Annotated in this window: 23 protein-coding genes and 1 riboswitch; of the genes, 8 read left to right on the forward strand and 15 right to left on the reverse strand. The window is 64.0% G+C overall.

Annotation, left to right across the window (positions count from 1 at the left end):
- Nucleotides 1–3 precede the first annotated feature (3 nt).
- From thiE to thiC, 5 genes are read right to left on the reverse strand one after another with little or no spacing between them, the layout of a single operon-like run.
- Nucleotides 4–612 carry a thiamine phosphate synthase gene (gene thiE / locus CR103_RS10920; RefSeq protein WP_099916011.1) on the reverse strand — a complete coding sequence of 203 codons (609 nt, stop codon included), beginning with the start codon at nt 610–612 and terminating at the stop codon, nt 4–6.
- A complete protein-coding gene (gene thiD, locus CR103_RS10925) occupies nt 609–1,397 on the reverse strand; it encodes a bifunctional hydroxymethylpyrimidine kinase/phosphomethylpyrimidine kinase (protein WP_099916012.1) in 789 nt (262 codons plus the stop codon). Before thiD ends, thiE begins: the two co-directional genes overlap by 4 nt.
- Entirely contained in the window at nt 1,394–2,182 is a 789-nt protein-coding gene (locus CR103_RS10930; RefSeq protein ID WP_099916013.1) for a thiazole synthase, read from the reverse strand. The genes thiD and CR103_RS10930 overlap by 4 nt, the downstream gene beginning before the upstream one ends.
- A gap of 20 nt (nt 2,183–2,202) precedes the next feature.
- Nucleotides 2,203–2,406: a sulfur carrier protein ThiS gene (gene thiS, locus CR103_RS10935; protein WP_099916014.1), complete on the reverse strand. Its 204-nt coding sequence runs from the start codon at nt 2,404–2,406 to the stop codon at nt 2,203–2,205.
- 8 nt (nt 2,407–2,414) lie between these two features.
- Complete coding sequence (thiC, locus tag CR103_RS10940; protein WP_099916015.1) at nt 2,415–4,331, reverse strand: phosphomethylpyrimidine synthase ThiC; 1,917 nt, start codon at nt 4,329–4,331, stop codon at nt 2,415–2,417.
- A 69-nt stretch (nt 4,332–4,400) separates the two neighbouring features.
- A riboswitch (TPP riboswitch) is annotated at nt 4,401–4,507 on the reverse strand.
- Nucleotides 4,508–4,706: 199 nt separating this feature from the next.
- Here thiC and CR103_RS10945 point away from each other — a divergent pair.
- From CR103_RS10945 to CR103_RS10955, 3 genes are all read left to right on the forward strand, one after another.
- On the forward strand, nt 4,707–4,937 hold the full coding sequence (locus CR103_RS10945; protein ID WP_099916016.1) for an SGNH/GDSL hydrolase family protein: 231 nt from the start codon (nt 4,707–4,709) through the stop codon (nt 4,935–4,937).
- A 298-nt stretch (nt 4,938–5,235) separates the two neighbouring features.
- On the forward strand, nt 5,236–7,908 hold the full coding sequence (gene mutS / locus CR103_RS10950) for a DNA mismatch repair protein MutS (protein WP_099916063.1): 2,673 nt from the start codon (nt 5,236–5,238) through the stop codon (nt 7,906–7,908).
- A 41-nt stretch (nt 7,909–7,949) separates the two neighbouring features.
- Nucleotides 7,950–8,888, forward strand: a complete 939-nt coding sequence (locus CR103_RS10955; RefSeq protein WP_229443003.1) for a hypothetical protein — start codon at nt 7,950–7,952, stop codon at nt 8,886–8,888.
- Nucleotides 8,889–8,938: 50 nt separating this feature from the next.
- On the opposite strand, the gene CR103_RS10960 is transcribed toward CR103_RS10955, so the two are convergent.
- Complete coding sequence (locus CR103_RS10960) at nt 8,939–9,478, reverse strand: FKBP-type peptidyl-prolyl cis-trans isomerase (protein WP_099916018.1); 540 nt, start codon at nt 9,476–9,478, stop codon at nt 8,939–8,941.
- A gap of 83 nt (nt 9,479–9,561) precedes the next feature.
- On the opposite strand from CR103_RS10960, the gene CR103_RS10965 reads away from it, so the two are divergent.
- From CR103_RS10965 to CR103_RS10975, 3 genes are all read left to right on the forward strand, one after another.
- On the forward strand, nt 9,562–10,683 hold the full coding sequence (locus CR103_RS10965) for a cupin domain-containing protein (RefSeq protein WP_099916019.1): 1,122 nt from the start codon (nt 9,562–9,564) through the stop codon (nt 10,681–10,683).
- An 81-nt stretch (nt 10,684–10,764) separates the two neighbouring features.
- Nucleotides 10,765–11,244 (forward strand): DUF7931 domain-containing protein, encoded by a 480-nt coding sequence (locus CR103_RS10970; RefSeq protein ID WP_099916020.1) that lies wholly within the window; start codon nt 10,765–10,767, stop codon nt 11,242–11,244.
- Nucleotides 11,245–11,546: 302 nt separating this feature from the next.
- Nucleotides 11,547–11,804 (forward strand): hypothetical protein, encoded by a 258-nt coding sequence (locus CR103_RS10975; protein WP_099916021.1) that lies wholly within the window; start codon nt 11,547–11,549, stop codon nt 11,802–11,804.
- A gap of 167 nt (nt 11,805–11,971) precedes the next feature.
- On the opposite strand, the gene bamC is transcribed toward CR103_RS10975, so the two are convergent.
- From bamC to CR103_RS11020, 9 genes are all read right to left on the reverse strand, one after another.
- Entirely contained in the window at nt 11,972–13,138 is a 1,167-nt protein-coding gene (bamC, locus tag CR103_RS10980; protein WP_099916022.1) for an NlpB/DapX family lipoprotein, read from the reverse strand.
- Nucleotides 13,139–13,199: 61 nt separating this feature from the next.
- Complete coding sequence (gene dapA / locus CR103_RS10985; protein WP_099916023.1) at nt 13,200–14,084, reverse strand: 4-hydroxy-tetrahydrodipicolinate synthase; 885 nt, start codon at nt 14,082–14,084, stop codon at nt 13,200–13,202.
- Nucleotides 14,085–14,168: 84 nt separating this feature from the next.
- Nucleotides 14,169–14,726: a class I SAM-dependent methyltransferase gene (locus CR103_RS10990; RefSeq protein WP_099916024.1), complete on the reverse strand. Its 558-nt coding sequence runs from the start codon at nt 14,724–14,726 to the stop codon at nt 14,169–14,171.
- A gap of 10 nt (nt 14,727–14,736) precedes the next feature.
- The gene (locus tag CR103_RS10995) at nt 14,737–15,939 is read right to left on the reverse strand and encodes a tryptophan--tRNA ligase (protein WP_099916025.1); all 1,203 of its coding nucleotides are present in this window, start codon (nt 15,937–15,939) and stop codon (nt 14,737–14,739) included.
- Between the two features lie 5 nt (nt 15,940–15,944).
- Complete coding sequence (locus CR103_RS11000) at nt 15,945–16,637, reverse strand: site-2 protease family protein (protein ID WP_099916026.1); 693 nt, start codon at nt 16,635–16,637, stop codon at nt 15,945–15,947.
- A gap of 84 nt (nt 16,638–16,721) precedes the next feature.
- On the reverse strand, nt 16,722–17,342 hold the full coding sequence (locus CR103_RS11005) for an L-threonylcarbamoyladenylate synthase (RefSeq protein WP_099916027.1): 621 nt from the start codon (nt 17,340–17,342) through the stop codon (nt 16,722–16,724).
- A gap of 3 nt (nt 17,343–17,345) precedes the next feature.
- Nucleotides 17,346–18,236 (reverse strand): protease HtpX, encoded by an 891-nt coding sequence (htpX, locus tag CR103_RS11010; protein WP_099916028.1) that lies wholly within the window; start codon nt 18,234–18,236, stop codon nt 17,346–17,348.
- A 90-nt stretch (nt 18,237–18,326) separates the two neighbouring features.
- The gene (locus CR103_RS11015) at nt 18,327–19,160 is read right to left on the reverse strand and encodes a 3',5'-nucleoside bisphosphate phosphatase (protein ID WP_099916029.1); all 834 of its coding nucleotides are present in this window, start codon (nt 19,158–19,160) and stop codon (nt 18,327–18,329) included.
- A gap of 87 nt (nt 19,161–19,247) precedes the next feature.
- Nucleotides 19,248–20,126: an alpha/beta fold hydrolase gene (locus CR103_RS11020; RefSeq protein ID WP_099916030.1), complete on the reverse strand. Its 879-nt coding sequence runs from the start codon at nt 20,124–20,126 to the stop codon at nt 19,248–19,250.
- Nucleotides 20,127–20,314: 188 nt separating this feature from the next.
- On the opposite strand from CR103_RS11020, the gene CR103_RS11025 reads away from it, so the two are divergent.
- On the forward strand, nt 20,315–20,839 hold the full coding sequence (locus tag CR103_RS11025) for a gamma carbonic anhydrase family protein (protein WP_099916031.1): 525 nt from the start codon (nt 20,315–20,317) through the stop codon (nt 20,837–20,839).
- A 3-nt stretch (nt 20,840–20,842) separates the two neighbouring features.
- Nucleotides 20,843–21,817, forward strand: coding sequence for an Hsp33 family molecular chaperone HslO (hslO, locus tag CR103_RS11030; protein WP_099916032.1), 975 nt, complete (start codon nt 20,843–20,845; stop codon nt 21,815–21,817).
- Nucleotides 21,818–21,853 lie beyond the last annotated feature (36 nt).

Raw genomic sequence — 21,853 nt, forward strand, 5'->3', positions numbered from 1 at the left:
AGGTCAGGCGAACAGGCGCGCAAAATCCTGCATCGCCACGTCGACGTCCGGCGCGCCATACACGCTGCTGATCGCCGCCACCATGTCGGCGCCGCGCGCCACCAGCGGCGCCGCATTGGCCGGCGTCATGCCGCCGATCACCACGCACGGCAGCGCGATTTCAGCCTTGGCCCAGTCGACGATGTCAGGCGGCGTCGTCACCGGATACTGCTTCACCCGGGATGGATAAAAGCCGCCGAAGGCGACATAGCTGGCGCCGTTGGCGCACGCGTCGCGCGCAAGCTGCCTGTCGCCGTAGCAGGAGGCGCCGACAATTTTCTCGCCGCCGAGGGCTTTGCGCGCCTCGGCCACAGAGGCATCAAGGCCGCCCACGTGCACGCCGTCGGCATTAATTTCAATGCACAGCGCGAGATGGTCATTGACGATGAACGGAGTTCGATGGCGCCGGCACAACGCCAGCAGCAGCAAAGCCTGTTCGCGCCGCAGCTCCGGGCTCGCGCTCTTGTGGCGGTATTGGACCATGGCCGCGCCCGCGCGCAAGGCCTGTTCGGTGGTTTTCAACAATGCGGCAGTGTCGTTCCAGTCGGGTGTGACGAGGTACAGTCCTCTCATGGCGCTTCCTTCAATGTCATGTCAGTTGTGCGCAGCAAAATGCGCTGGCCGCCGGCGATCGAAAACGCGCCCGCCAGCGCGTCGTGGCAGTATTGCTGGGCGGTGCCGAGCGCCTGTTCCATGCCGTCGCCGCAGGCCAGCCGCGCCGCGATTGCCGAGGCCAGCGTGCAGCCGCTGCCGTGGAACTGGCCGGGCAGGCGCGGCCAGCGCCATGCGCGTTCGCGCCCGCCACTGAGCCACCGGTTGATGACGAACTCACCATCGGCATGGCCGCCGGTGACGAGAACGTCGCCCGCGGTGCGATTTTTTCCCATGCCGCCATCGAGCGCCAGCGCCCGCGCTTCCGGCAAATTCGGCACCGTCAACGTCGCCAGCGCCAGCAGCGGCGCCAGCGCATCCTCGCGCGTTAAAAAATCGCCGGCGCCGCTGGCCAGCACCGGATCGAGCACCACCGGCAGACCGGGCAGATGCAGCCGCAGTGCTTTGACCAGGTCCGCAATCGCCTCGGCATTGGCGCGGTTGCCGGGGATACCGATCTTCACGGCGTGAATGGCGATTTTGCCGATCAGCGCCAGGGCCTGGCTACGTACCATTTCACTTGCCACCGGATTGATGTCGAACACGCGGTCGTTGTCCTGCACGGTCAGCGCGGTGATCACCGGCAGCGCGTGCGCGCCCATTGCGGCAATCGCGAGGATGTCGGCAGCGATGCCGGCGCCCCCGCTCGGGTCGGCGCCGGCAAACACCAGCACGGTAGGACGTGACCCGGCCGGCCTTTGGCTCATGCGATGCGGCCGGCCATCGGCGACGACGGCGACGCCGTAAAACGTTTCGGGATGCGCCCGGCGAGGTACGCTTCGCGTCCGGCCTCGACCGCCATGCGCATCGCCCGCGCCATGCGCACCGGATCGCGCGCGCCGGCAATCGCCGTGTTCATCAACACGCCGTCGCAGCCGAGTTCCATCGCGATTGCCGCATCCGACGCCGTGCCGACACCGGCGTCGACCAGTACCGGCACGCTGGCCTGTTCGATGATCAGGGACAGGTTCCACGGATTGAGGATGCCCATCCCCGAGCCGATCAAGGAGGCCAGCGGCATCACGGCGACGCAGCCGATCTGCTCGAGCAGCCTGGCCTGGATCGGATCGTCGCTGCAGTAGACCATCACGTCGAAGCCGTCGCGCACCAGCGCCTCGGCCGCCACCAGCGTTTCCGGCATATGCGGGAACAGCGTCTTGTCGTCGCCCAGCACCTCGAGTTTGACCAGCTTGTGGCCGTTCAGCAGTTCGCGCGCCATCTGCAGCGTGTAGACCGCGTCCTTTGCCGTGTAGCAGCCGGCGGTGTTGGGCAGGATCGTGTAGCGCGACGGCGGCAGCACATCGAGCAGGTTCGGCGCGTTTGGATCCTGGCCGATGTTTACACGCCGGATCGCCACGGTGATGATTTCGGCGCCGGCGGCGTCCGTCGCTTCGCGCGTCTGCGCCAGGTCGCGGTATTTTCCGCTGCCCACCAGCAGGCGCGATCGATACGTCTTGCCGGCGATGGTCAAGCCTTGGTTTTCTTCGTTCATGTCTCGTCCTTGAAATTGAATTAGCCGCCGCCGATGGCGTGGACCACTTCGACCTGGTCGCCCGCCGACACGCCGCGCACGAGCCATTGCTGGCGCGGCACGACAATGCGGTTGACCGCCAGCGCCAGCGCCCCGGTCGACAGCCCCATGGCCTCGACCAGGTCGGCCAGGGTCGCGCCTGGTGCCATCTGGTGCGGCGCGCCGTTCAGGATGATGTCTGTCATCGGGCCGCTCACTGCTTCTGGTAGATTTCGGCGCCGCGCTTGACGAATTCCACCGATTTCACTTCCATCCCCTGCTTGAGGGCGGCGACCTCCGAGATGCCTTGTTTGGCGGCATACTCGCGCACTTCCTGCGTGATCTTCATCGAACAGAAATGCGGTCCGCACATCGAGCAAAAGTGCGCCACCTTGGCCGAATCCTTCGGCAACGTCTCGTCGTGGAATTGGCGCGCCTTGTCGGGGTCGAGGCCGATGTTGAACTGGTCGTCCCAGCGAAACTCGAAGCGCGCTTTCGACAGCGCGTTGTCGCGGATCTGGGCGCCCGGGTGGCCTTTCGCCAGGTCGGCGACGTGGGCCGCGATCTTGTAGGTGATGATGCCGTCCTTGACGTCGGCCTTGTTGGGCAGGCCGAGGTGCTCTTTGGGGGTGACGTAGCACAGCATCGCGGTGCCGTACCAGCCGATGGTGGCAGCACCGATGCCTGACGTGATGTGGTCATAGCCGGGCGCGATGTCGGTTGTCAAAGGTCCGAGCGTGTAGAACGGCGCCTCGTCGCACTGCTCGAGCTGCAGGTCCATGTTTTCCTTGATCATGTGCAGCGGTACGTGGCCGGGGCCTTCGATCATCACCTGCACGTCGTGCTTCCACGCGATCTGGGTCAGCTCTCCCAGCGTTTTCAGTTCCGCCAGCTGGGCTTCGTCGTTGGCGTCGTAGATCGAGCCCGGACGCAGGCCGTCGCCCAGGCTGAACGAGACGTCGTACGCCTTCATGATCTCGCAGATGTCTTCGAAGTGCGTGTACAGGAACGATTCTTCGTGGTGCGCCAGGCACCACTTGGCCATGATCGAGCCGCCGCGCGAGACAATGCCGGTCAGCCGTTTGGCCGTCATCGGCACATAGCGCAGCAGTACGCCGGCGTGGATGGTGAAGTAATCGACGCCCTGCTCGGCCTGTTCGATCAGGGTATCGCGGTAGATTTCCCAGGTCAGATCCTCGGCCTTGCCGTTCACTTTTTCGAGCGCCTGGTAGATCGGCACGGTCCCGATCGGCACCGGGCTGTTGCGGATCACCCATTCGCGCGTCTCGTGAATGTGCTTGCCGGTCGACAGGTCCATGACGTTGTCGCCGCCCCAGCGGATCGCCCACGTCATCTTCTCGACTTCCTCGCCGATCGACGACGTCACCGCCGAGTTGCCGATGTTGGCATTGATCTTGACGAGGAAATTGCGGCCGATGATCATCGGCTCGACTTCCGGATGGTTGATGTTGGCCGGAATGATGGCGCGCCCGCGCGCCACTTCCTCGCGCACGAATTCGGCCGTGATTTCGGCCGGCATGCTGGCGCCGAACGACTGGCCCGGGTGCTGGCGGCCCATCAGCTCGGCCAGCCGGTTGCCCATCGGGCCGGAAGCCTGCAGCTCGGCCAGGTACTCCTTGCGGCGCATGTTTTCGCGGATCGCGACGAACTCCATTTCGGGGGTGACGATGCCGCGCCGCGCGTAGTGCATCTGGCTGACGTTGGCCCCTGGCTTGGCGCGGCGCGGCTTGCGCTGCAGGTTGAAGCGCAGCGCGGCAAGGGCCGGATCGGCCAGGCGAAGGACTCCGTAGGAGGACGTCGGCCCGGGCAGTTCGTCGGTGTCGTCACGCTCGAGTATCCACGGCGTGCGCGGGCATGGCAGGCCGGAACGGATGTCGATGGCGATTGCCGGGTCGGTGTAGGGGCCCGAAGTGTCGTAGACGTAGATCGGCGGATTTTTCTCGCCGCCGAAGGAGTCGAGCGTGTCGGACTGGCTGATTTCGCGCATCGGCACCAGGATGTCGGGGCGGCTGCCCTCGACGTACACTTTGCGCGACATCGGCAACGGCAGGATGGCGGCCTCGTCCACTGTGGCGGTGGCGGAGAGAAATTGCGGGGTAACGGCGTTCATGTGGCTCCTTGTCAGCTTCTCGGTATATCGAGCAGGAGCCAGCAAAGGAGTGTAGGGAGACGGCGCGGGGCCGATATCACTATGCTTCCCTTCGCTGGCATTATCCAGATCAGGTTCAGAGGGTGTTTCTCACCCGCGCATCGCGTTCGCGACTTGCAGGACCCCTAGCGTTTGCCGTTGTTCGGCAGCGTCAATTCTAACCGCGTTATGACGCTTTCGCCAACTATGGATAAATATATTTTTGCCGGCAGGCTCGAGCGGGCTGCGCAGCATGGCCGTTCCTCAGTAGCGTCGACGTGCAGGGACGCAATTTGAGCGCATCGATCGTCGCGCTGGGCGACTCGATTACCGACGGATCTGTGAGGCAACACCAGCATGCTTGGCGTGCTCAACAAGGGTATCGGCGGCAACCGGCTGCTGCGCGACCCGGGTCAACCACCGCTGTTCGGCAAAAATACGCTGGAGCGCTTCGACCGCGACGTGCTGGCCCAGCCTGGCGTCGAATACATGATCGTGCTGATCGGCATCAACGATATCGGCCACCCCGGCACCGGCACTATCCCCGTGTCGCAGGCGCCAACGCTCAACGACATGATCGCCGGCTAAGACGCGTCCAGTCTCACGGCATGGTCATCGGCCCGCGCAGCCGAATCCGGGTAAGCCCCTGCCGGTGTCGTGCTCAGTGCGTCGATATGCTGGGCGCCGACGAGCGCGGCTTGTCGTTACTGGCCAGCCAAAACGGCTTTACCGGAACGGTCGTCATACGCTGAAAAAACCGGCTTCGCCCGGCCAGCCGGGTTGAACGTTTTTCAGACGCCGCGGCAGAATGGCGCCGATGAGCAACGCGAAAGCGGTAAAATGGGGATTGACTCAGGCAAGCCAGTGCCACACCGATAAAGAAGAAATGACCACCGTTCCCACCGAAATCAACGCAGCCGCCATCAAGAACGGCGCGGGCGAAAAACACACGCCGATGATGCAGCAATATCTTCGCCTGAAGGCCGACTACCCGACCATGCTGCTGTTCTACCGCATGGGCGACTTCTACGAGTTGTTTCACGACGACGCGGAAAAAGCGGCGCGCATCCTCGGCATCACGCTGACGGCGCGCGGCGCCTCGAACGGCAACCCGATCCGCATGTGCGGCATTCCTTTTCACTCGCTCGATCCCTACCTGTCCAAGCTGGTCAAACTGGGTGAATCGTGCGCGATCTGCGAACAGATCGGCGACCCGGCCACCAGCAAGGGGCCGGTCGAACGCAAGGTCATGCGGGTCGTCACGCCGGGTACGCTGACCGACGCCGACCTGCTGCCCGAAAAAGCCGAACGGCCGCTGCTGGCGCTGTGCACGATCAGCACTCGCAAGGTCGTCACGGTAGGCCTGGCCTGGCTGTCGCTCGCTTCCGGCGCGCTCAAGCTGATGGAGTTTTCGGGCGACAGCCGCAGCGTCGGCGCGCGCCTGCGGCAGGAACTCGAACGCATCGCACCGGCCGAACTTCTCCACCAGGAAGCCGACCCCGGCGCCGACCTGTTCACCGGTGACGGCATCGCCCACACCCAGCGCGTGCCCGACTGGCACTTCGACGTCGTCGGCGGCCACAAGGCGCTGCTCGACCAATTGGCCGTTGCCACCCTCACCGGCTTTGGCGCCGATGGCTTGGGCGCCGCTTTCGGCGCCGCCGGCGCGCTGCTGCGCTACGCCCAGTCGACCCAGGGCCGCGGCCTGCAGCACGTGCGTTCGCTGTCGACCGAAACCGAAAATGAATTCATCGGCCTGGATGCGGCTACCCGCCGCAACCTCGAGCTGACCGAGACCATCCGCGGCCAGGAGTCGCCGACGCTGTTCTCGCTGCTCGATCATTGCCGCACCGCGATGGGTTCGCGCATGCTGCGCCACTGGCTGCATCACGCGCGGCGCGACCAGGGCGTGGCGCGCGCGCGCCATGCGGCGATCGGCGCGCTGGCCAGGTTCGACGCCAGCGGCGAGCTCGCCGTCACGCTTGGCCAGGTGCCGGATATCGAACGCATCACCACCCGCATCGCGCTGCTGTCGGCGCGCCCGCGCGACCTGGCCTGCCTGCGCGATGGCCTCAAACAGCTGCCGGCGCTGCGCGCCGGCGTGCAGCGCGCGTTCACCGTTGGCGAACCGGGCCTGCTGGCGGCGATCCACGGCGCGCTGGCGACGCCTGACACCTGCCTCGACCTGTTGACGCGCGCGGTGATGGAAGAGCCGGCGGCGATGGTGCGCGACGGCGGCGTGTTCGCGCGCGGCTTCGACGTTGAGCTCGACGAACTACGCGGCCTGTCGGAAAACGCCGGCCAGTTCCTGGTCGACCTGGAGACGCGCGAACGCGCCCGCACCGGCATCGCCAACCTGCGCGTGGAATACAACAAGGTGCACGGCTTTTACATCGAAGTCACCCACGGCCAGACCGACAAGGTGCCGGACGATTACCGCCGCCGCCAGACGCTAAAAAATGCCGAGCGCTACATCACGCCGGAACTGAAGGTGTTCGAAGACAAGGCCTTGTCGGCGCAGGACAAGGCGCTGGTGCGCGAGAAGCTGCTCTACGAGCTGCTGCTGGCCGACCTGGCGCCGCATATCGGCAGCCTGCAGACCATCGCGCGCGCGCTGGCCCAGCTCGACACGCTCACCGCGCTGACGACCCACGCGCTCGCACACAACTGGAACGCGCCGCACCTGGTGGCGGAGCCCTGCCTGGATATCCGCGAAGGCCGCCACCCGGTGGTGGAAAACCAGATCGAGCGCTTCATCGCCAACGACTGCTGTTTCAGCCACGAGCGCCGGCTGCTGCTGATCACCGGTCCCAACATGGGCGGCAAATCGACCTTCATGCGCCAGGTCGCCCTGATCACGCTGCTGGCCTACATCGGCAGCTACGTACCGGCCGCCAGCGCCACGATCGGCCCGATCGACCGCATCTTCACGCGTATCGGCGCCACCGACGACCTGGCCGGCGGGCGCTCGACCTTCATGGTCGAGATGACCGAATCGGCGGCCATCCTGAACGGCGCCACCGAACACTCGCTGGTGTTGATGGACGAAGTCGGCCGCGGCACCTCGACGTTCGACGGCCTGGCGCTGGCGTGGGCGATCGCGCGCCACCTGATCGACACCAGCCGCAGCTTCACGCTGTTCGCCACCCACTATTTCGAGCTGACGCAGCTGCCGGAAAGCCATCCGAGCGCGGCCAACGTGCACCTGTCGGCGGTCGAGCACAAGGACAGCATCGTGTTCCTGCATGCGGTACAGGCCGGCCCCGCCTCGCAAAGCTACGGCCTGCAGGTGGCGCAGCTGGCCGGCGTGCCGCAGGGCGTGATCAAGGCGGCGCGCAAGCACCTGGCGCGGCTCGAATCGCAGGCGCTCGACACGACGCCGCAACTGGACCTGTTCGCACTGCCGTGCGTGGAGCCGCGGGTCGATGCAGGAGAGGACGCCGGCGCCGATGCGGCCGGCAGCGAACTGCTGGCGGCGCTGGCGGCGATCGATCCCGACGCGCTGACGCCGCGCCAGGCGCTCGATCAGCTTTACCAGCTAAAGCGTTTGTCCGCATAATGGCGCGCCCGGCACATCGACGGATCGCGGCGGCGGCGCGTTTGCTTTCCGCGCTGGCCGCGCTGGCCGTCCACGGCGCGCTGCTGGCGGCGCCGAAAAACGACCCCACACGCCATCAGTTCGGCGTGATCGGCAACAGCTTCATTGAGGCCGGCAGCGGTGGCGAGGCCAGGCTGAAGCAGGCGATCGCCGACGAGAGCGAAGCGTCTCTCGCCTTCGTCGTCGTCACCGGCATCAAGGGTGCGGACGAAGCGTGCAGCGACAAGCTGTATGAAACGCGGCGTGAGCTGTTCGACGACGCGCGCCGGCCAATGATCGTGCTGCCGGCGGCGAGTGACTGGAGCGAGTGCAAAAATCGTTCCGGCCGCTCGGTGGCGATCGAGCGGCTCAACCGCCTGCGCGAACTGTTTTACAACGAGCCGACCTCGCTCGGCACGCGCAAGCTGGCGCTCACGCGCCTGTCGGCCAGCGGCAAATTTCGCGGCTATCCCGAGAACGCCCACTGGCAGGTTGGCGACGTGCTGTATGCAACCGTTAACCTGCCCGCCAATAACAACCACTTTCGTCCCGAGGCCGGCCGCAACAGCGAGTTCGAAGACCGGATGGTGGCCAACCGGTTCTGGCTAAACCGCCTGTTCGCCATGGCGCGGCGCGACAAGCTCGAGGCGGTGGTGCTGTTTTCGGAAGGCGACGTCAAGGCGCTGGCGCAGCCCACCGGCCTGCGCGGCTTTTTGGCGCGCTCGGCCAACCGGCAGGACGGCTTCGACGAAACGCGCCGCCAGATCGCTACGCTGGCGGCGAAGTTTGCGGGCAAGGTGCTGCTGGTCGATTCCGACCCGGCGCACAAAAAGGGTGCGCCGGCAATCGAATGGCGTGCCAACCTGGGTCACCTGAGCTTGGGATCGCGCGCGGTCGAGGTGAAGGTCACGCCGGGGGCGAATCCACCGTTCGCGCTGAAGGATGCGGCGGACGAGAAGTAAAAGAACTGAACGACGTCGTCCCCGCTACGCGAGGACGACGTTGAAATGTATCAATGCACCGGATGCGACCGGAACTCATCGCCCGCGTCGTCGTCGTCATCGCCATGATGATGGCCATGCGCGCCGTGCACGTGCTCGTGGGTGATTTCTTCGTCAGTTGCAGCGCGCACGTCGATCACCGACAGTTCGAAGCGCAGCGCCATGCCCGCCAGCGGGTGATTACCGTCCAGCACGACCTTGTCGTCGGCGATGTCGGTCACGGTGAAAATCATCGCGTCGTCGTCGCCTTCCTGACTGTCGGGCATGCCTTCGAACTGCATGCCGACTTCGAGCGGCTCGGGCAGGCGGTTGCGCGGCTCGACTTTCACCAGCGCGGGATCGTAGTCGCCGAAGGCGTCGTCCGGCTCGATCTGGAGAGTAGACGCATAGCCGACTTCCTTGCCATCGAGCTCTTCTTCAATCTTCGGCAGCGTGTTCTCGTAGCCGCCGTGCAGGTAGACCATGGGCTGACTGCCGTCTTCGATCAGGTTGTTCTGTGCGTCCGACAATTTGTAGTTGACCGTGACTACTGTGTTCTTGGCAATCTTCATAGTGCTTTCCTCTCATTGTTATAGCAGGCAGATTATACCTCCGACATCGGCTTTGCCTTGTTCAAGCATGGTTATAATGTCGCATGAAAAAAATTCCGCTCCTCGGCAACATCACGCCCGCCCAATTCCTGCGCGATTATTGGCACAAGAAACCGCTGTTGATTCGCCAGGCGATTCCTGGCATCAAGCCGGTTTTGCCGTTCGACGCACTGGCGAAGATGGCCACCGAAAACTTCATCGAATCGCGCCTGATCACCAATTTCGACGGCCAGTGGAATATGGAACATGGTCCGCTGGCCGAATTGCCGCCGCGCGAACGCAAAGGGTGGACCATGCTGGTGCAAGGGGCCAACTTGTACGACGCCGGCGCCGACGCGCTGCTGCGCCAGTTCCGCTTCATTCCCGATGCAAGGCTCGACGACCTGATGATCAGTTACGCCAGCGATGGTGGCGGCGTCGGTCCCCATTTCGATTCCTACGACGTGTTTTTGTTGCAGGTCCACGGCAAGCGGCGCTGGAAGATCGGTGCGCAAAAAGACCTGTCGCTAGTCGACGGCATGCCGCTCAAGATCCTCAAGAACTTCAAGCCGCAGGAAGAATTCGTGCTCGAGCCGGGCGACATGCTGTACCTGCCGCCGCACTATGCCCATGACGGCGTGGCCGAGGGCGAATGCATGACGTATTCGATCGGCTTTCGCTCGCCGTCGTACCAGGAACTGGGCGAGGCCTTCCTGCAGTTCATGGCCGATTCGATCGACCTGCCCGGCCTCTACGCCGACCCCGACCTGGAAGCGACCAGCAAACCCGCCGAGATCCCGCGCCACATGCTGTCGACCATTACCGAGGAAATCAACAAGGTCCGCTTCACCGAGGAAGACGTGACGATTTTCCTCGGTGAGCACTTGTCGGAGCCCAAGCACAATGTGTTTTTCAAGGGCCCGGCCAAGCCGCTGACGATGGGCCGCTTCGCCCAGGCGGTAGCCAAACGGGGCGCGGCGCTGTCGCCGAAAACCCGCATGCTGTACCGCGGCAAGCACGTGTTCATCAACGGCGAGTCGTTTGCCGTGGGCCGGGCCGACAAGGCGATCCTCGACGCACTGGCCAACGAACGCGCCTTGAACGGCGCGGCGCTGGCCTCGCCTTCCGACGATGTGATGGAGTCGCTGTACGCCTGGTACCAGGACGGCTGGATCGAACTGGGCTGATTAACTAGGCTGATTAACTGGGCTGATTAACTGGGCTAATTAACTGGGCTGATTAACAAGAGGGTCAATCGGATCGCCGCCATGGAAAACCTCGCCGCCACCGGCTTTACCGCCCAGCTCGAATTGGGTTTGCGGTTTCGCGAATGCATCGAGAAATCAACCCTGAGTTTGCAGCTGTTCGACCCGGATTTTCGCGTTTTCCCGCTCGGCACGAAAGACGTCGATGCGGCGCTGCGCCATTTCCTCACCAACGGCGGCACGATGCAGCTGGCGATGCACCGCAGCGGCACCATCGGGCACGACTACCCGCGCTTCATGCGCCTGCTGCGCGATTTCGGCCACCGCATCGCGTGCCGCGCCACGCCGGCCAACCTGCGCCAGCTGACCGACTCGTTCTGCATCGGCGATGCGGTCAACATCGTGCGGCGTTTTCATAGCGACCACATGCGCGGCGAGGCGGCGTTCGGGTCAAGGCCGGCGGCGGCGATCAGCCTGGAACGGTTCGACGGCATCTGGCTGGAATCGCGTCCTTGCCTGCATCCGACGCCGACCGGGCTGTAGCGCAGCAACGGAAACCGCCAAATTTTGTGGCTAAAAAAGAAATATGACAGGACAAATCATCGAATATAAACATATTGTTACAAAATGAACTTTGCCAGGAAGCCAAAAACTTCCATAAAAGCATCTTTTGCCTATTGCGAAGCACCAAATTTAGATATAATATCGGGTTAGGAAGTTTCCGTTGTCTGTCAGGCACCATTACAGGTACGAAAGCTAACGAGATCTCCTAATGAGCGATAATTACCGGTAATTATTCATCGCATCAACATAGTCTCTACTTTTGAATTAATTAAGGAAAACCCATGAAAAAATCCCTGCTGATCATCTCCCTGCTGGCTGTTGCTTTGGCTGCTTGCAGCAAAAAAGAAGAAACTCCTGTTGTTGCTCCAGCTCCAGTAGTTGAAACCGCACCAGTTGCTGCTCCTGCTGCAGCTCCTGCTGCTGACGCAGCTGCCCAGGCTTCGATGGCTGCTTCGTCGGCTGCTGACGCTGCTGCTGCTGCTTCGACCGCTGCTTCGGCTGCCGCTTCGGCTGCTGCTGCTGCTGCACCAGCCAAGTAATTCGCTGGCGTTGAAAGAGCCGGCCTGCGGGCCGGCTTTTTTACGCCTGGTGGTTTTGGTCCGCAGCTGGTCCGCAAGGGCCAGGCGTAAAAAACCGGCACGGGGCCGGCTACTGTTACGCTAATGGGGTCGCCGCGTTCGCGAGGACCCATCTGCCTTCTACACCATTATTTCAGCTCGTCGCCCAGCAACTTGAGGATCTTGACGCCGGCGCCGGTTGCCTCGGCCTTGCCGTCGTTGGTCTGCACCGCCACCTGGCTGGCGTTGCCGGTGGCGTCGGCCTTGACTGCAATGCGGAAGCGCTGCGCTTCTTTTTCCTTGTCGGCGGCGGCGCCGAAGGTGAACAGCTTTTTCAGGAAACCGGTGCTGCCGGCAGCGTCAGGATCGACGTAGCGCACGAAATACACGCCGTTGACGCGGTCGCGGTCTTCCACCGTGAAGCCGACCCGGTCCAGCGCCAGGCCGACGCGACGCCAGGCGCGGTCGAATCCTTCGTCGACTTCGACATAACTGGAAGCAGCGTTGGCGCCGGCGACGAGCTTGGCGTGGGCTTGCTGCACCGGGGCGTTCGCCACCATCGGCGCGGCCGCCTTGACGTCGGCGGCCCCGGTCAGGCGCGCTACCAGCTTGGCAAGGAATTGCGATTCGAGGCCGGGGTCGTTGGGACGCCCCGCCCACTGGATGGTTTCCTTTTGCGGGCCGGTCAGCACTTCTTCGGCGCCGCGATGGCTGATGTAGATTTCGGTGCTGCCGTCGGCGGCGCGCTCGAGGCGGGTGCGGTACTTGTCGCGCTCGCCGGTCGAGTATGCCGATTCGAATACCCTGCCGATCGTGCTGCGGATGATGTCCTGCGGGATCTTCGCGCGGTTTTCCGCCCAGTTCGTTTCCATCACGCCGGTGGCCGCCGATTCGGTTTCGACAGTGAAACCGGAGTCGCTCCAGAACTGCTTGATTTGCGGCCACAGCTGTTCCGGCGTCTGCTTGACGACCAGCCAGCGCTGGTTGCCGTTGCGCTCGACCTTGACGGCGGCGTTACCGGCCACGCCGATCACATCGCCGCTGGCAGCCAGTGCCGGGACAGCGCCCCTGGCTTGCTGCTGGCCGGAAGCGGTGGCAACGCCACGCCCGTCCGGCACGGCGTAACGGTTGTCTTTCTGCAGCTGGGTCAGGTCAGGCGGCACGTCCAGCGCCACTGCTTTCTTGGAGGAGCGATAATCGAGTTTATCGGACTCCATCACCGAGCTCAGCATGCCACAGCCGCTCAGGCTGACCATGAGCGCGGAAAGGACGAAGCCGCGGGCGGCGACGGGGGTAATTGTCTTGCGAGTAGTCATGTCGTAACTGGATAAGCGCTGCGGGCAGCTGGTGTCAGAAATAATCCGGACCCTTGCGGGCTCAGGGCTGTGGAAGGACACCCGCTTCGCGCAAGGCGGCGCGGACGGTGTCGTGGAATTCTTCGGCAAGCGGGACCAGCGGCAGGCGCAGGCCGGCCGGCATCAGGCCCATTTCGGCCATTGCCCATTTGACCGGGACCGGGTTGGGCTCGACAAACAGTTTGGCGTGCAGCGGGATGACCTGGTTGTTGATGGCAACGGCAGCGGCGACGTCGCCGGCCATCGCCGCCACGCACAGCGCATGCATGGCGCGAGGCGCGACGTTGGCGGTGACGGAGATGTTGCCGGCGCCACCCATGAACATCAGCGCCATCGCAGTCGGATCGTCGCCCGAATAGACGGCGAACGATTTCGGCGCCAGGCGCAGCAGCTCGGCGCCGCGGCCAATGTTGCCGGTGGCGTCTTTCAGGCCGACGATGTTGGGGATTGCGGCCAGCCGCAGCACCGTCTCGTTCGACATGTCGGCAACCGTGCGGCCGGGCACGTTGTACAGGATGATCGGCAGGTCGACCGCTTCGGCAATTGCCTTGAAGTGGCGGTACATGCCTTGCTGGGTCGGCCGGTTGTAATACGGCACGACCAGCAGCGCGGCATCGGCGCCGGCGTCCTTGGCGAAGCGGGTCAGGACGATGGTCTCGTCGGTCGAATTGCCGCCGGTACCGGCGATGATCGGAATACGGCCTTTCGCATGCTCGACCGCCAGCTTGATCAACTCGCAGTGTTCCTGCACGTTGACGGTGGCCGACTCGCCCGTGGTGCCGACGATCACGATGCCGTCGGTGCCTTCGGCGATATGCCAGTCGATCAGCTTGCGCAAGCCGGGGTAGTCGAGACTGCCGTCTTCGTACATCGGGGTGACGATTGCTACTATGCTGCCCTTGATCATAATTTCGTGACGTTGGTGGTCAATAGAAACCTGATTGTAGCGGATACCCCGCCTGAATGGTTCATTCTTGCCTAGAAACCAGACTCAAACAGGCCCCAGCATGGCATTGTTCGCTGGAAAATTCGGCCCGCAAGCGCACAGGCGCTGCAGCATTGCAGGTTTCAAGCCGTGTTTCGGCCCATCCGCGCGGCCATCCTCGAAAGCGATCACGCGCAGGCCGGCCTGGTGCGCAAAGGCGAGCAGTTCGCCGCGCGCCAATAGAAAGTCGGGATTGGACGGCTTGCCGAAGGCTTCGTTTCCGATCGCAAAGGTTTCGTAGATCAGCACGCCATCTGGCCTGAGGCTGGCGGCAAGCTGCGCCAGCCGCGGGCGGTGCAGGTAATTGGTGACGACGATGCCGGCAAAGCGGCCAGCACCAAACGGCCAGGCGGCGCCGGCCACCTCGAGGTCGGCTTCGACAGTGGTAATGCCGGGCCCGGCGGCCAGCGCCAGCGCTTGGGCATCGCGGTCGAGTGCGAGCACCGGGTGACCGAGCGCGGCCAGGTGGCGCGCATGGCGCCCGCCGCCGCAAGCCAGGTCGAGCACTTCGCCGCCCGGCACCAGGGGCGCGAAGCGGACGACCCAGGGCGAAGGCGCACTCATCGGCTGCTCATCAACTGTAACTCAGGCCCATGGCCTCGCGCACGTCGCGCATGGTTTCCTGCGCAAGCTTGCGGGCCTTGTCGCAGCCGTCGGCGACGATGGCGCGCACCAGGGTCGGATCGTCCAGGTACTGCTGGGCGCGCTCATGCATCGGCTCCTGTTCGGCGATGACGGCGTCAATCACCGGCTGCTTGCATTCGAGGCAGCCGATGCCGGCCGTGGTGCAGCCCTTGACCACCCATTCGCGCGTGGCGTTGCTGGAATAGACTTCGTGCAGCTGCCACACCGGGCATTTGAGCGGGTCGCCGACGTCCGTGCGGCGCACCCGCGCCGGGTCGGTCGGCATGGTGCGGATTTTTTTGGTAACCGAGTCCTTGTCCTCGCGCAGCGCGATCGCATTGCCATAGCTCTTGGACATCTTGCGCCCGTCGAGGCCAGGCAGGCGCGAAGCGGCCGTCAGCTTTGCATGCGGTTCGACCAAAATCAGCTTGCGGCTGCCTTCGAGGTAGCCGAACAGCCGTTCGCGGTCGATGTTCGACAAGTTCTGCGCTTCGTCGAGCATGGCATGGGCCTGGTCGAGCGCGTCGTCCCTGCCCTCCTGCTGGTATTCGGTGCGCAGTTCGAGGTACAGCTTGGCGCGCTTGCTGCCGAGCTTTTTGACGGCCTCGATCGACTTTTCCTCGAAGCCTTTCTCCTTGCCGTACAGGTGATTGAAGCGGCGCGCGATCTCGCGCATCATTTCGATGTGCGGCACCTGGTCCTCGCCCACCGGCACCAGGCTGGCGCGGTAGATCAATACGTCGGCCGCCTGCAGCAGCGGGTAGCCGAGAAAACCATAGGTGGACAAGTCCTTGTTGGCCAGGTTCTCGACCTGGTCCTTGTAAGTGGGCACCCGCTCGAGCCAGCCGAGTGGCGTGGCCATCGACAGCAGCAGGTGCAATTCGGCGTGTTCGGGCACCTTCGACTGGATGAACAGCGTCGCCTGCGACGGATCGACGCCGGCGGCCAGCCAGTCGACCAGCATTTCCCACACGCTGCGCTCGATGATGGCCGGGTCGTCGTAATGGGTGGTCAAGGCGTGCCAGTCAGCGACAAAGAACAGGCAAGGATGCTCCGACTGCATCTTGATCCAGTTCTTGAGGGCGCCATGAAAGTGGCCAAGGTGCATCGAGCCCGTGGGGCGCATACCGGAAACAACGCGATCGGGATACATGGAGCTCAGTTCAACAGTAAGGTCAGGGGGTACACCAGGGTAGCGAGCAGGCGGGTGACAAAGCTCATCGTCCGCACGAACACGCCATCGAGGACACCGAGGTACATCAGGGCGATCAGGGCGGCGAACACCCACAGTGTGTAGCGCTCGATGCGGGCGAACCTGCGCGCCAGCGACAGCGGCAGCAGGCCGGTCAGGATGCGGCCGCCGTCGAGCGGCGGCACCGGGATCAGGTTAAATACGCACATGGCGACGTTGACGGTGATGCCCGCTTTCGCCATTCTGAAAAAGAATTCGCTCATGCCGCCGGCAGCATCGTTGGCGCCGCTTGACGCCAGCGCCACGAACAGCATCATCCAGCCAAGCGCCATGACAAAATTGGCCGCCGGACCGGCCGCCGCCACCCACGGCATATGCCGGTGCGGGTTGCGCAGGCGGTCAAAATCGACCGGCACCGGCTTGGCGTAGCCGAACGGGATGTGCAGCGGCGACAGGTACAGCATCAGCGGCAGCAAGATGGTGCCGAACGGGTCGATATGGCGGCCCGGGTTCAGGCTCAGGCGACCGGCGTCGGACGCGGTCGGGTCGCCGAAATACCTGGCGACGTAGCCGTGCGCGGCTTCGTGAAGTGAGATGGCAAACAACACCGGAATTGCATATACGGTAACCGTCCGGACGATCGTATCGAGTTCATTCATGCCGTGGATTTTAACAGAGCAGACCGGCAGGCCGCAGTTTGCGGCAGGTTTGCCTTGATATGTGCGTCGGTAATCGCAGCGCCATCACAGGCCGAACAAGGCCGCGTTGCCGCGCCCCTGGCGCACCAGCACCGGTTCAAGCGAGGTCAGGTCGATCACCGTGGTCGGCTCCATCGAGCAGGCGCCGCCATCGATGACCAGGTCGACCAGCTTGCCCATCTGTTCGCGTATCTCTTCCGGATCGTTGAGTAATTCGTTGTCCGGAGTGATCAGGGTGGTGCCGATCAGCGGCTGGCCGAGTTCCGCCAGCAGCGCGTTGGCGATGGCATTTTCGGGCACCCGCAAGCCGATCGTCTTGCGCGACGGATGCGACAGCCGGCGCGGCACCTCGCGCGTTGCCTCCAGGATCACCGTGTACGGCCCCGGGGTGGCCGCCTTGAGCAGGCGGAACTGGCTGTTGTCGACCCGCGCGTAGAGCGCGATCTCGGACAGGTCGCGGCACAGCAGGGTAAGGTGATGTTTTTCGTCGATGCCGCGGATGCGGCGCAGCCTCTCGACGGCGCCCTTGTCGTCCAGGTGGCATACCAGCGCGTAGCACGAGTCGGTCGGCAGCGCGACGATGCCGCCGCCGTGGATGATCTGCGCGGCCTGCTTGATCAGGCGCGCCTGCGGATTTTCCGGGTGGATCTGGAAGAACTGGCTCATGCGTCAGGCCGGCCGCGCTTGCAGGTTCTGCAGCGCGGCAATCCGCTGTTCCATCGGCGGGTGGGTCGAAAACAGCGCGCCCCAGCCGCCGCCGGTGCCGGAAATGCCGAACGCCGACATGGCTTTCGGCATCTCGCCGGCGGGCACGCCCGCCAGGCGCGCCAGCGCACGCTGCATCGGCACCGGGCTGCCCAGCAGGTTTGCCGAACCGGCATCGGCGCGGAACTCGCGCTGGCGCGAGAACCAGGCGACGATGATCGACGCCAGCAGGCCGAACACCAGCTCGCAGACGAACACGGTGACCATGTAGCCGATGCCGATGCCGCGCTCGCTGTTACTGCGCAGCAAGACCTTGTCGACAAAAAAACCGACCACCCGCGCCATGAACACCACGAACGTGTTGACCACGCCCTGGATCAGCGCCAGCGTGACCATGTCGCCGTTGGCGACGTGGGCAATCTCGTGGCCGAGTACAGCTTCGACCTCTTCGCGGTTCATGCTTTCAATCAGGCCCGTGGACACCGCCACCAGCGCCGAATTCTTAAACGCGCCGGTGGCAAACGCGTTCGGTTCGCCCTCGTAGACCGCCACCTCGGGCATGCCGATGCCGGCCCGTTCGGCCAGCTGGCGCACGGTGTTCACCAGCCACAGCTCGGTCGAGTTGGCCGGGTTGTCGATCACCCGCGCGCCGGTCGACCACTTGGCCATCGGTTTGCTGATCAGCAGCGAAATGATCGACCCGGTAAAGCCGACCACCAGCGAAAACACCAGCAGCGCCGGGACGTTGATGCCGGCGCCGGTCACCGCCCTACCCACGCCCAGCACATTGAGCACCAGCGAAAGCACCAGCATCACGGCGAGGTTGGTTGCAAGGAACAAGATAATGCGCTTCATGTAGGGCTCCCGGGCGCAGGCAAATGCGCGCGATTGGTAAATTGATGGACTGCTAATAAGATAAGGCTGGCTTGCCGAAAATTCAAGAGCTTAAAACCAGTCGTGCCATACCGGTGTGACGTTCGCCGGCAGCGGCGGCAGCAGCGCAAAATCGGCGCGCGACTCGCCCGGCGCGTGGAAATCGGTACCGCGCGAGGCCAGAAAACCATAGCGCCGCGCCAGCTCGGCGTACACCGGATACTGGTCCGGCGTATGACTGCCGGTGACGACCTCGATGGCGGCGCCGCCCAACTGCTTGAATTCGTCGAACAGCGCACCCTCGGCGAGCGCGCTGAACTTGTAGCGGCCCGGATGGGCGATCACGGCGATGCCGCCGGCCGACTTGATCCAGCCGACCGCCTGCCCGAGCGAAGCCCAGCGGTGCGGCACGTAGCCAGGCTTGCCTTCGGTCAGGTACTTGCGAAACACCTCCGCAATGTTCGCGCAGACGCCGCGCTCGACCAGGAAGCGGGCGAAATGGGTGCGCGACATCAGGTCCGGGTTGGCAACGAACTTGAGGGCGCCTTCGTAAGCGTCGGCAATGCCGGCGCGCGCCAGCTGGGCCGCCATTTCGCGCGCGCGCGCATCGCGCCCGCTGCGGGTGTCGCCCAGCCCCTCCAGCAACACCGGGTTGGTTTCGTCGATGTGCAGGCCGACGATGTGCACGGTCTGGTTAGCCCAGGTGATCGAAATTTCCACACCCGCAATGAAGCGCATGCCGACCTCGGCGGCGGCGGCGCGCGCGCTGGCGATGCCGCCGACTTCGTCATGGTCGGTCAGACCCCAGACGTCGACCCCTGCACGGCTGGCGTACTGCGCCACGGCCGCCGGCGACAACACGCCGTCGGACACATTCGAATGACAATGCAAATCTACGTTCAACATAAGGACAAGGCACTTCGAAGCATCAGTGACGGAGCGTCCATTGTACGCGGACGGGAACGGCGATGTCGGGCGCCCCCGTTTGCTTGCTTATTTGGCGAGAAAGGTTTCGACCAGCTGCGCCAGTTGTTCAGGCTGGTCGTGGTGCAGCATGTGGCCGGCATCTTGCATCATGTGGGTTTCGACGTCCTTCAGGTGGCCGAGCCGGCGGTCGACTTCGATGCGCGCCTGCGGCTTCGGTCCCATCCATTGCCACATAGTCGTGTCGGCCGCCTCGACCCACATGACGGGCGCGGTGATCGCGCTCCAGCACGCCATGACTTCCTCGACCCGGTACAGGATCGGGCTTGGCTTCTTGTGGGCCGGGTCACCCAAAATTTCCCAGTCGCCGGCGTCGTTCCGGGCCGACCAGTGCGCCGCCAGGAAAGCGGCGCGTTCGCTTGATAGGCGCGGATTGGTTTTTTGCAGGCGCAATGCCACCGCCGCCACGCTCGGATAGGTGCGCAGCTCGGCCGGTTCGCGCAGCTCGTCGAGCCATTTGGCATAGTGGCGCGGCGCTTTTTCGGGGCCAGCGGCCGGCATGCCGAAGCCTTCCAGATTAATCAGCCGGCGCACCCGCTGCGGCCGCACGCCGGCATAGATGCCGGCCACGTTGCCGCCCATGCTATGGCCGAGCAGATTGACCGCCACGGCCGGCGAATAATGGTCGAGCATGGCGTCGAGGTCGCCAAGATAATCGGGGAACCAGTAGGTGTCGCACCCCGAACGCTCGGTCTGGCCGAAGCCGCGCCAGTCGGGGGCGATGATATGCCAATCGCCGGCCAGGCTGTCGGCGACGAACTGGAACGAGGCGCCGACGTCCATCCAGCCGTGCACCATGAAGATGACGGGCGCGCCTTGCCTGCCCCAGTGGCGCACATGGGTGCGCAAGCCGCGCACGCTAATAAATTCGGATCGGGATGGTTTCATGAAGATGCCTGAGAAGCTCAATGTCAAACAGTAAAAGTACGACCGTTCGAATTATACGCGGCGGTTGCGTAGCCACCGTGCTTGCATTGATTTCCGGCAGACGGGCCCAATTTATCAACGTCAGCCCGGCGAGGCGACCGGCGGGCGTAAAATACCGCTATTCCAACAAAAAAACCTTCCAACACACTATGGCTATTTATCAACTCGGTGACGACGCGCCCCAGATCGACCCTTCGGCCTGGGTGGCCGATACCGCCAACCTGATCGGCAAGGTCACCCTTGGCGCCAACACCACCGTGTGGTACGGCGTGACGATCCGCGGCGACAACGAGCACATCACCATCGGCGCCGACAGCAACGTGCAGGAAGGCACGGTGATGCATACCGACATGGGCTATCCGCTCGAGATCGGCGTCGGCGTGTCGATCGGCCACCAGGCCATGCTGCACGGCTGCAGTATCGGCGACGGCGCCCTGATCGGCATCCAGGCGGTGATCATGAATGGCGCGAAGATCGGCAAGGGTTGCCTGGTCGGCGCCGGCGCGCTGGTCACCGAAGGTAAAGTATTCCCGGACAACACCCTGATCATCGGCAGCCCGGCCAAGGCCGTGCGCACGCTGACGCAGGAAGACACTGCCAGGCTCGGCGAGATCGCCGACGGCTACGTCAGGCGCGGCCAGCTGTACCGGTCGGAACTGAAAAAAATCGGATAAACCATGACACAAACCACACCCCCAGATACCCCAGATACCCAGGACACCCTGCAAAAATTTATTTTCGACAACGCCGCCGTCAAGGGCGAACTGGTCGAACTGTCCGCCACCTGGCGCGAAATCCAGGCCCGGCACGACTATCCGCCGGCGGTCAAGACCGTGCTCGGCGAGATGCTGGCGGCGGCCGCCCTGCTGTCGGCCAACCTCAAGTTCAACGGCGCCATCATCATGCAGATCCACGGCGACGGCCCGGTACGCCTGCTGGTGGTCGAATGCGACTCCGACCTGCGATTGCGCGCCACCGCAAAACTGTCCGAAGACGCCATCGTGGCGGACGACGCCGGCTTGACCGAACTGCTCAACGTACACGGCAAGGGCCGCTTCGTGATCACCCTCGACCCGCTCGACAAGATGCCGGGCCAGCAGCCCTACCAGGGCATCGTGCCACTCGACGGCGACGACATGTCCACCGTCATCGAGAACTACATGCTGCGTTCCGAGCAGCTCGACACCCGCCTCTGGCTGGCCGCCGACGCCACCGTGTCGCGCGGCCTGCTGCTGCAAAAACTGCCGCGCCACAGCGGCAAGATCGATCAGGTCGAGCAGGCCAGCGAGGCGGACGACCTCGAGACGTGGAACCGCGCCGTCATCCTGGCCTCGACTTTAAAGCAAGAAGAGCTGCTGTCGACCGACATCGGGACCTTGATGCAGCGGCTGTTCTGGGAAGAGACGATCCGCGTGTTCGACCCGGCCCATCCGCAGTTTTTCTGCAGCTGCACCCGCGAAAAAGTCGGCAACATGCTCAAGATGCTGGGCCGCGCCGAAGTCGACGATGCGCTGGCCGAACTGGACTTCCTGGGCATCAATTGCGATTTCTGCGGCAAGCACTACGACTTCGACAAGGTCGACTGCGCGCAGTTGTTCGCCAGCGATACGCCGGTCGAAACCTTGATCGCCGCCGGCGACATCAAGCACTAAACGTCTATTCCAGTGGGAAGGAAAAAGCGGATGATG

Origin of the sequence: Massilia psychrophila, assembly GCF_002760665.1 — a bacterium.
Classification (GTDB): Bacteria; Pseudomonadota; Gammaproteobacteria; order Burkholderiales; family Burkholderiaceae_D; genus JAFCUW01.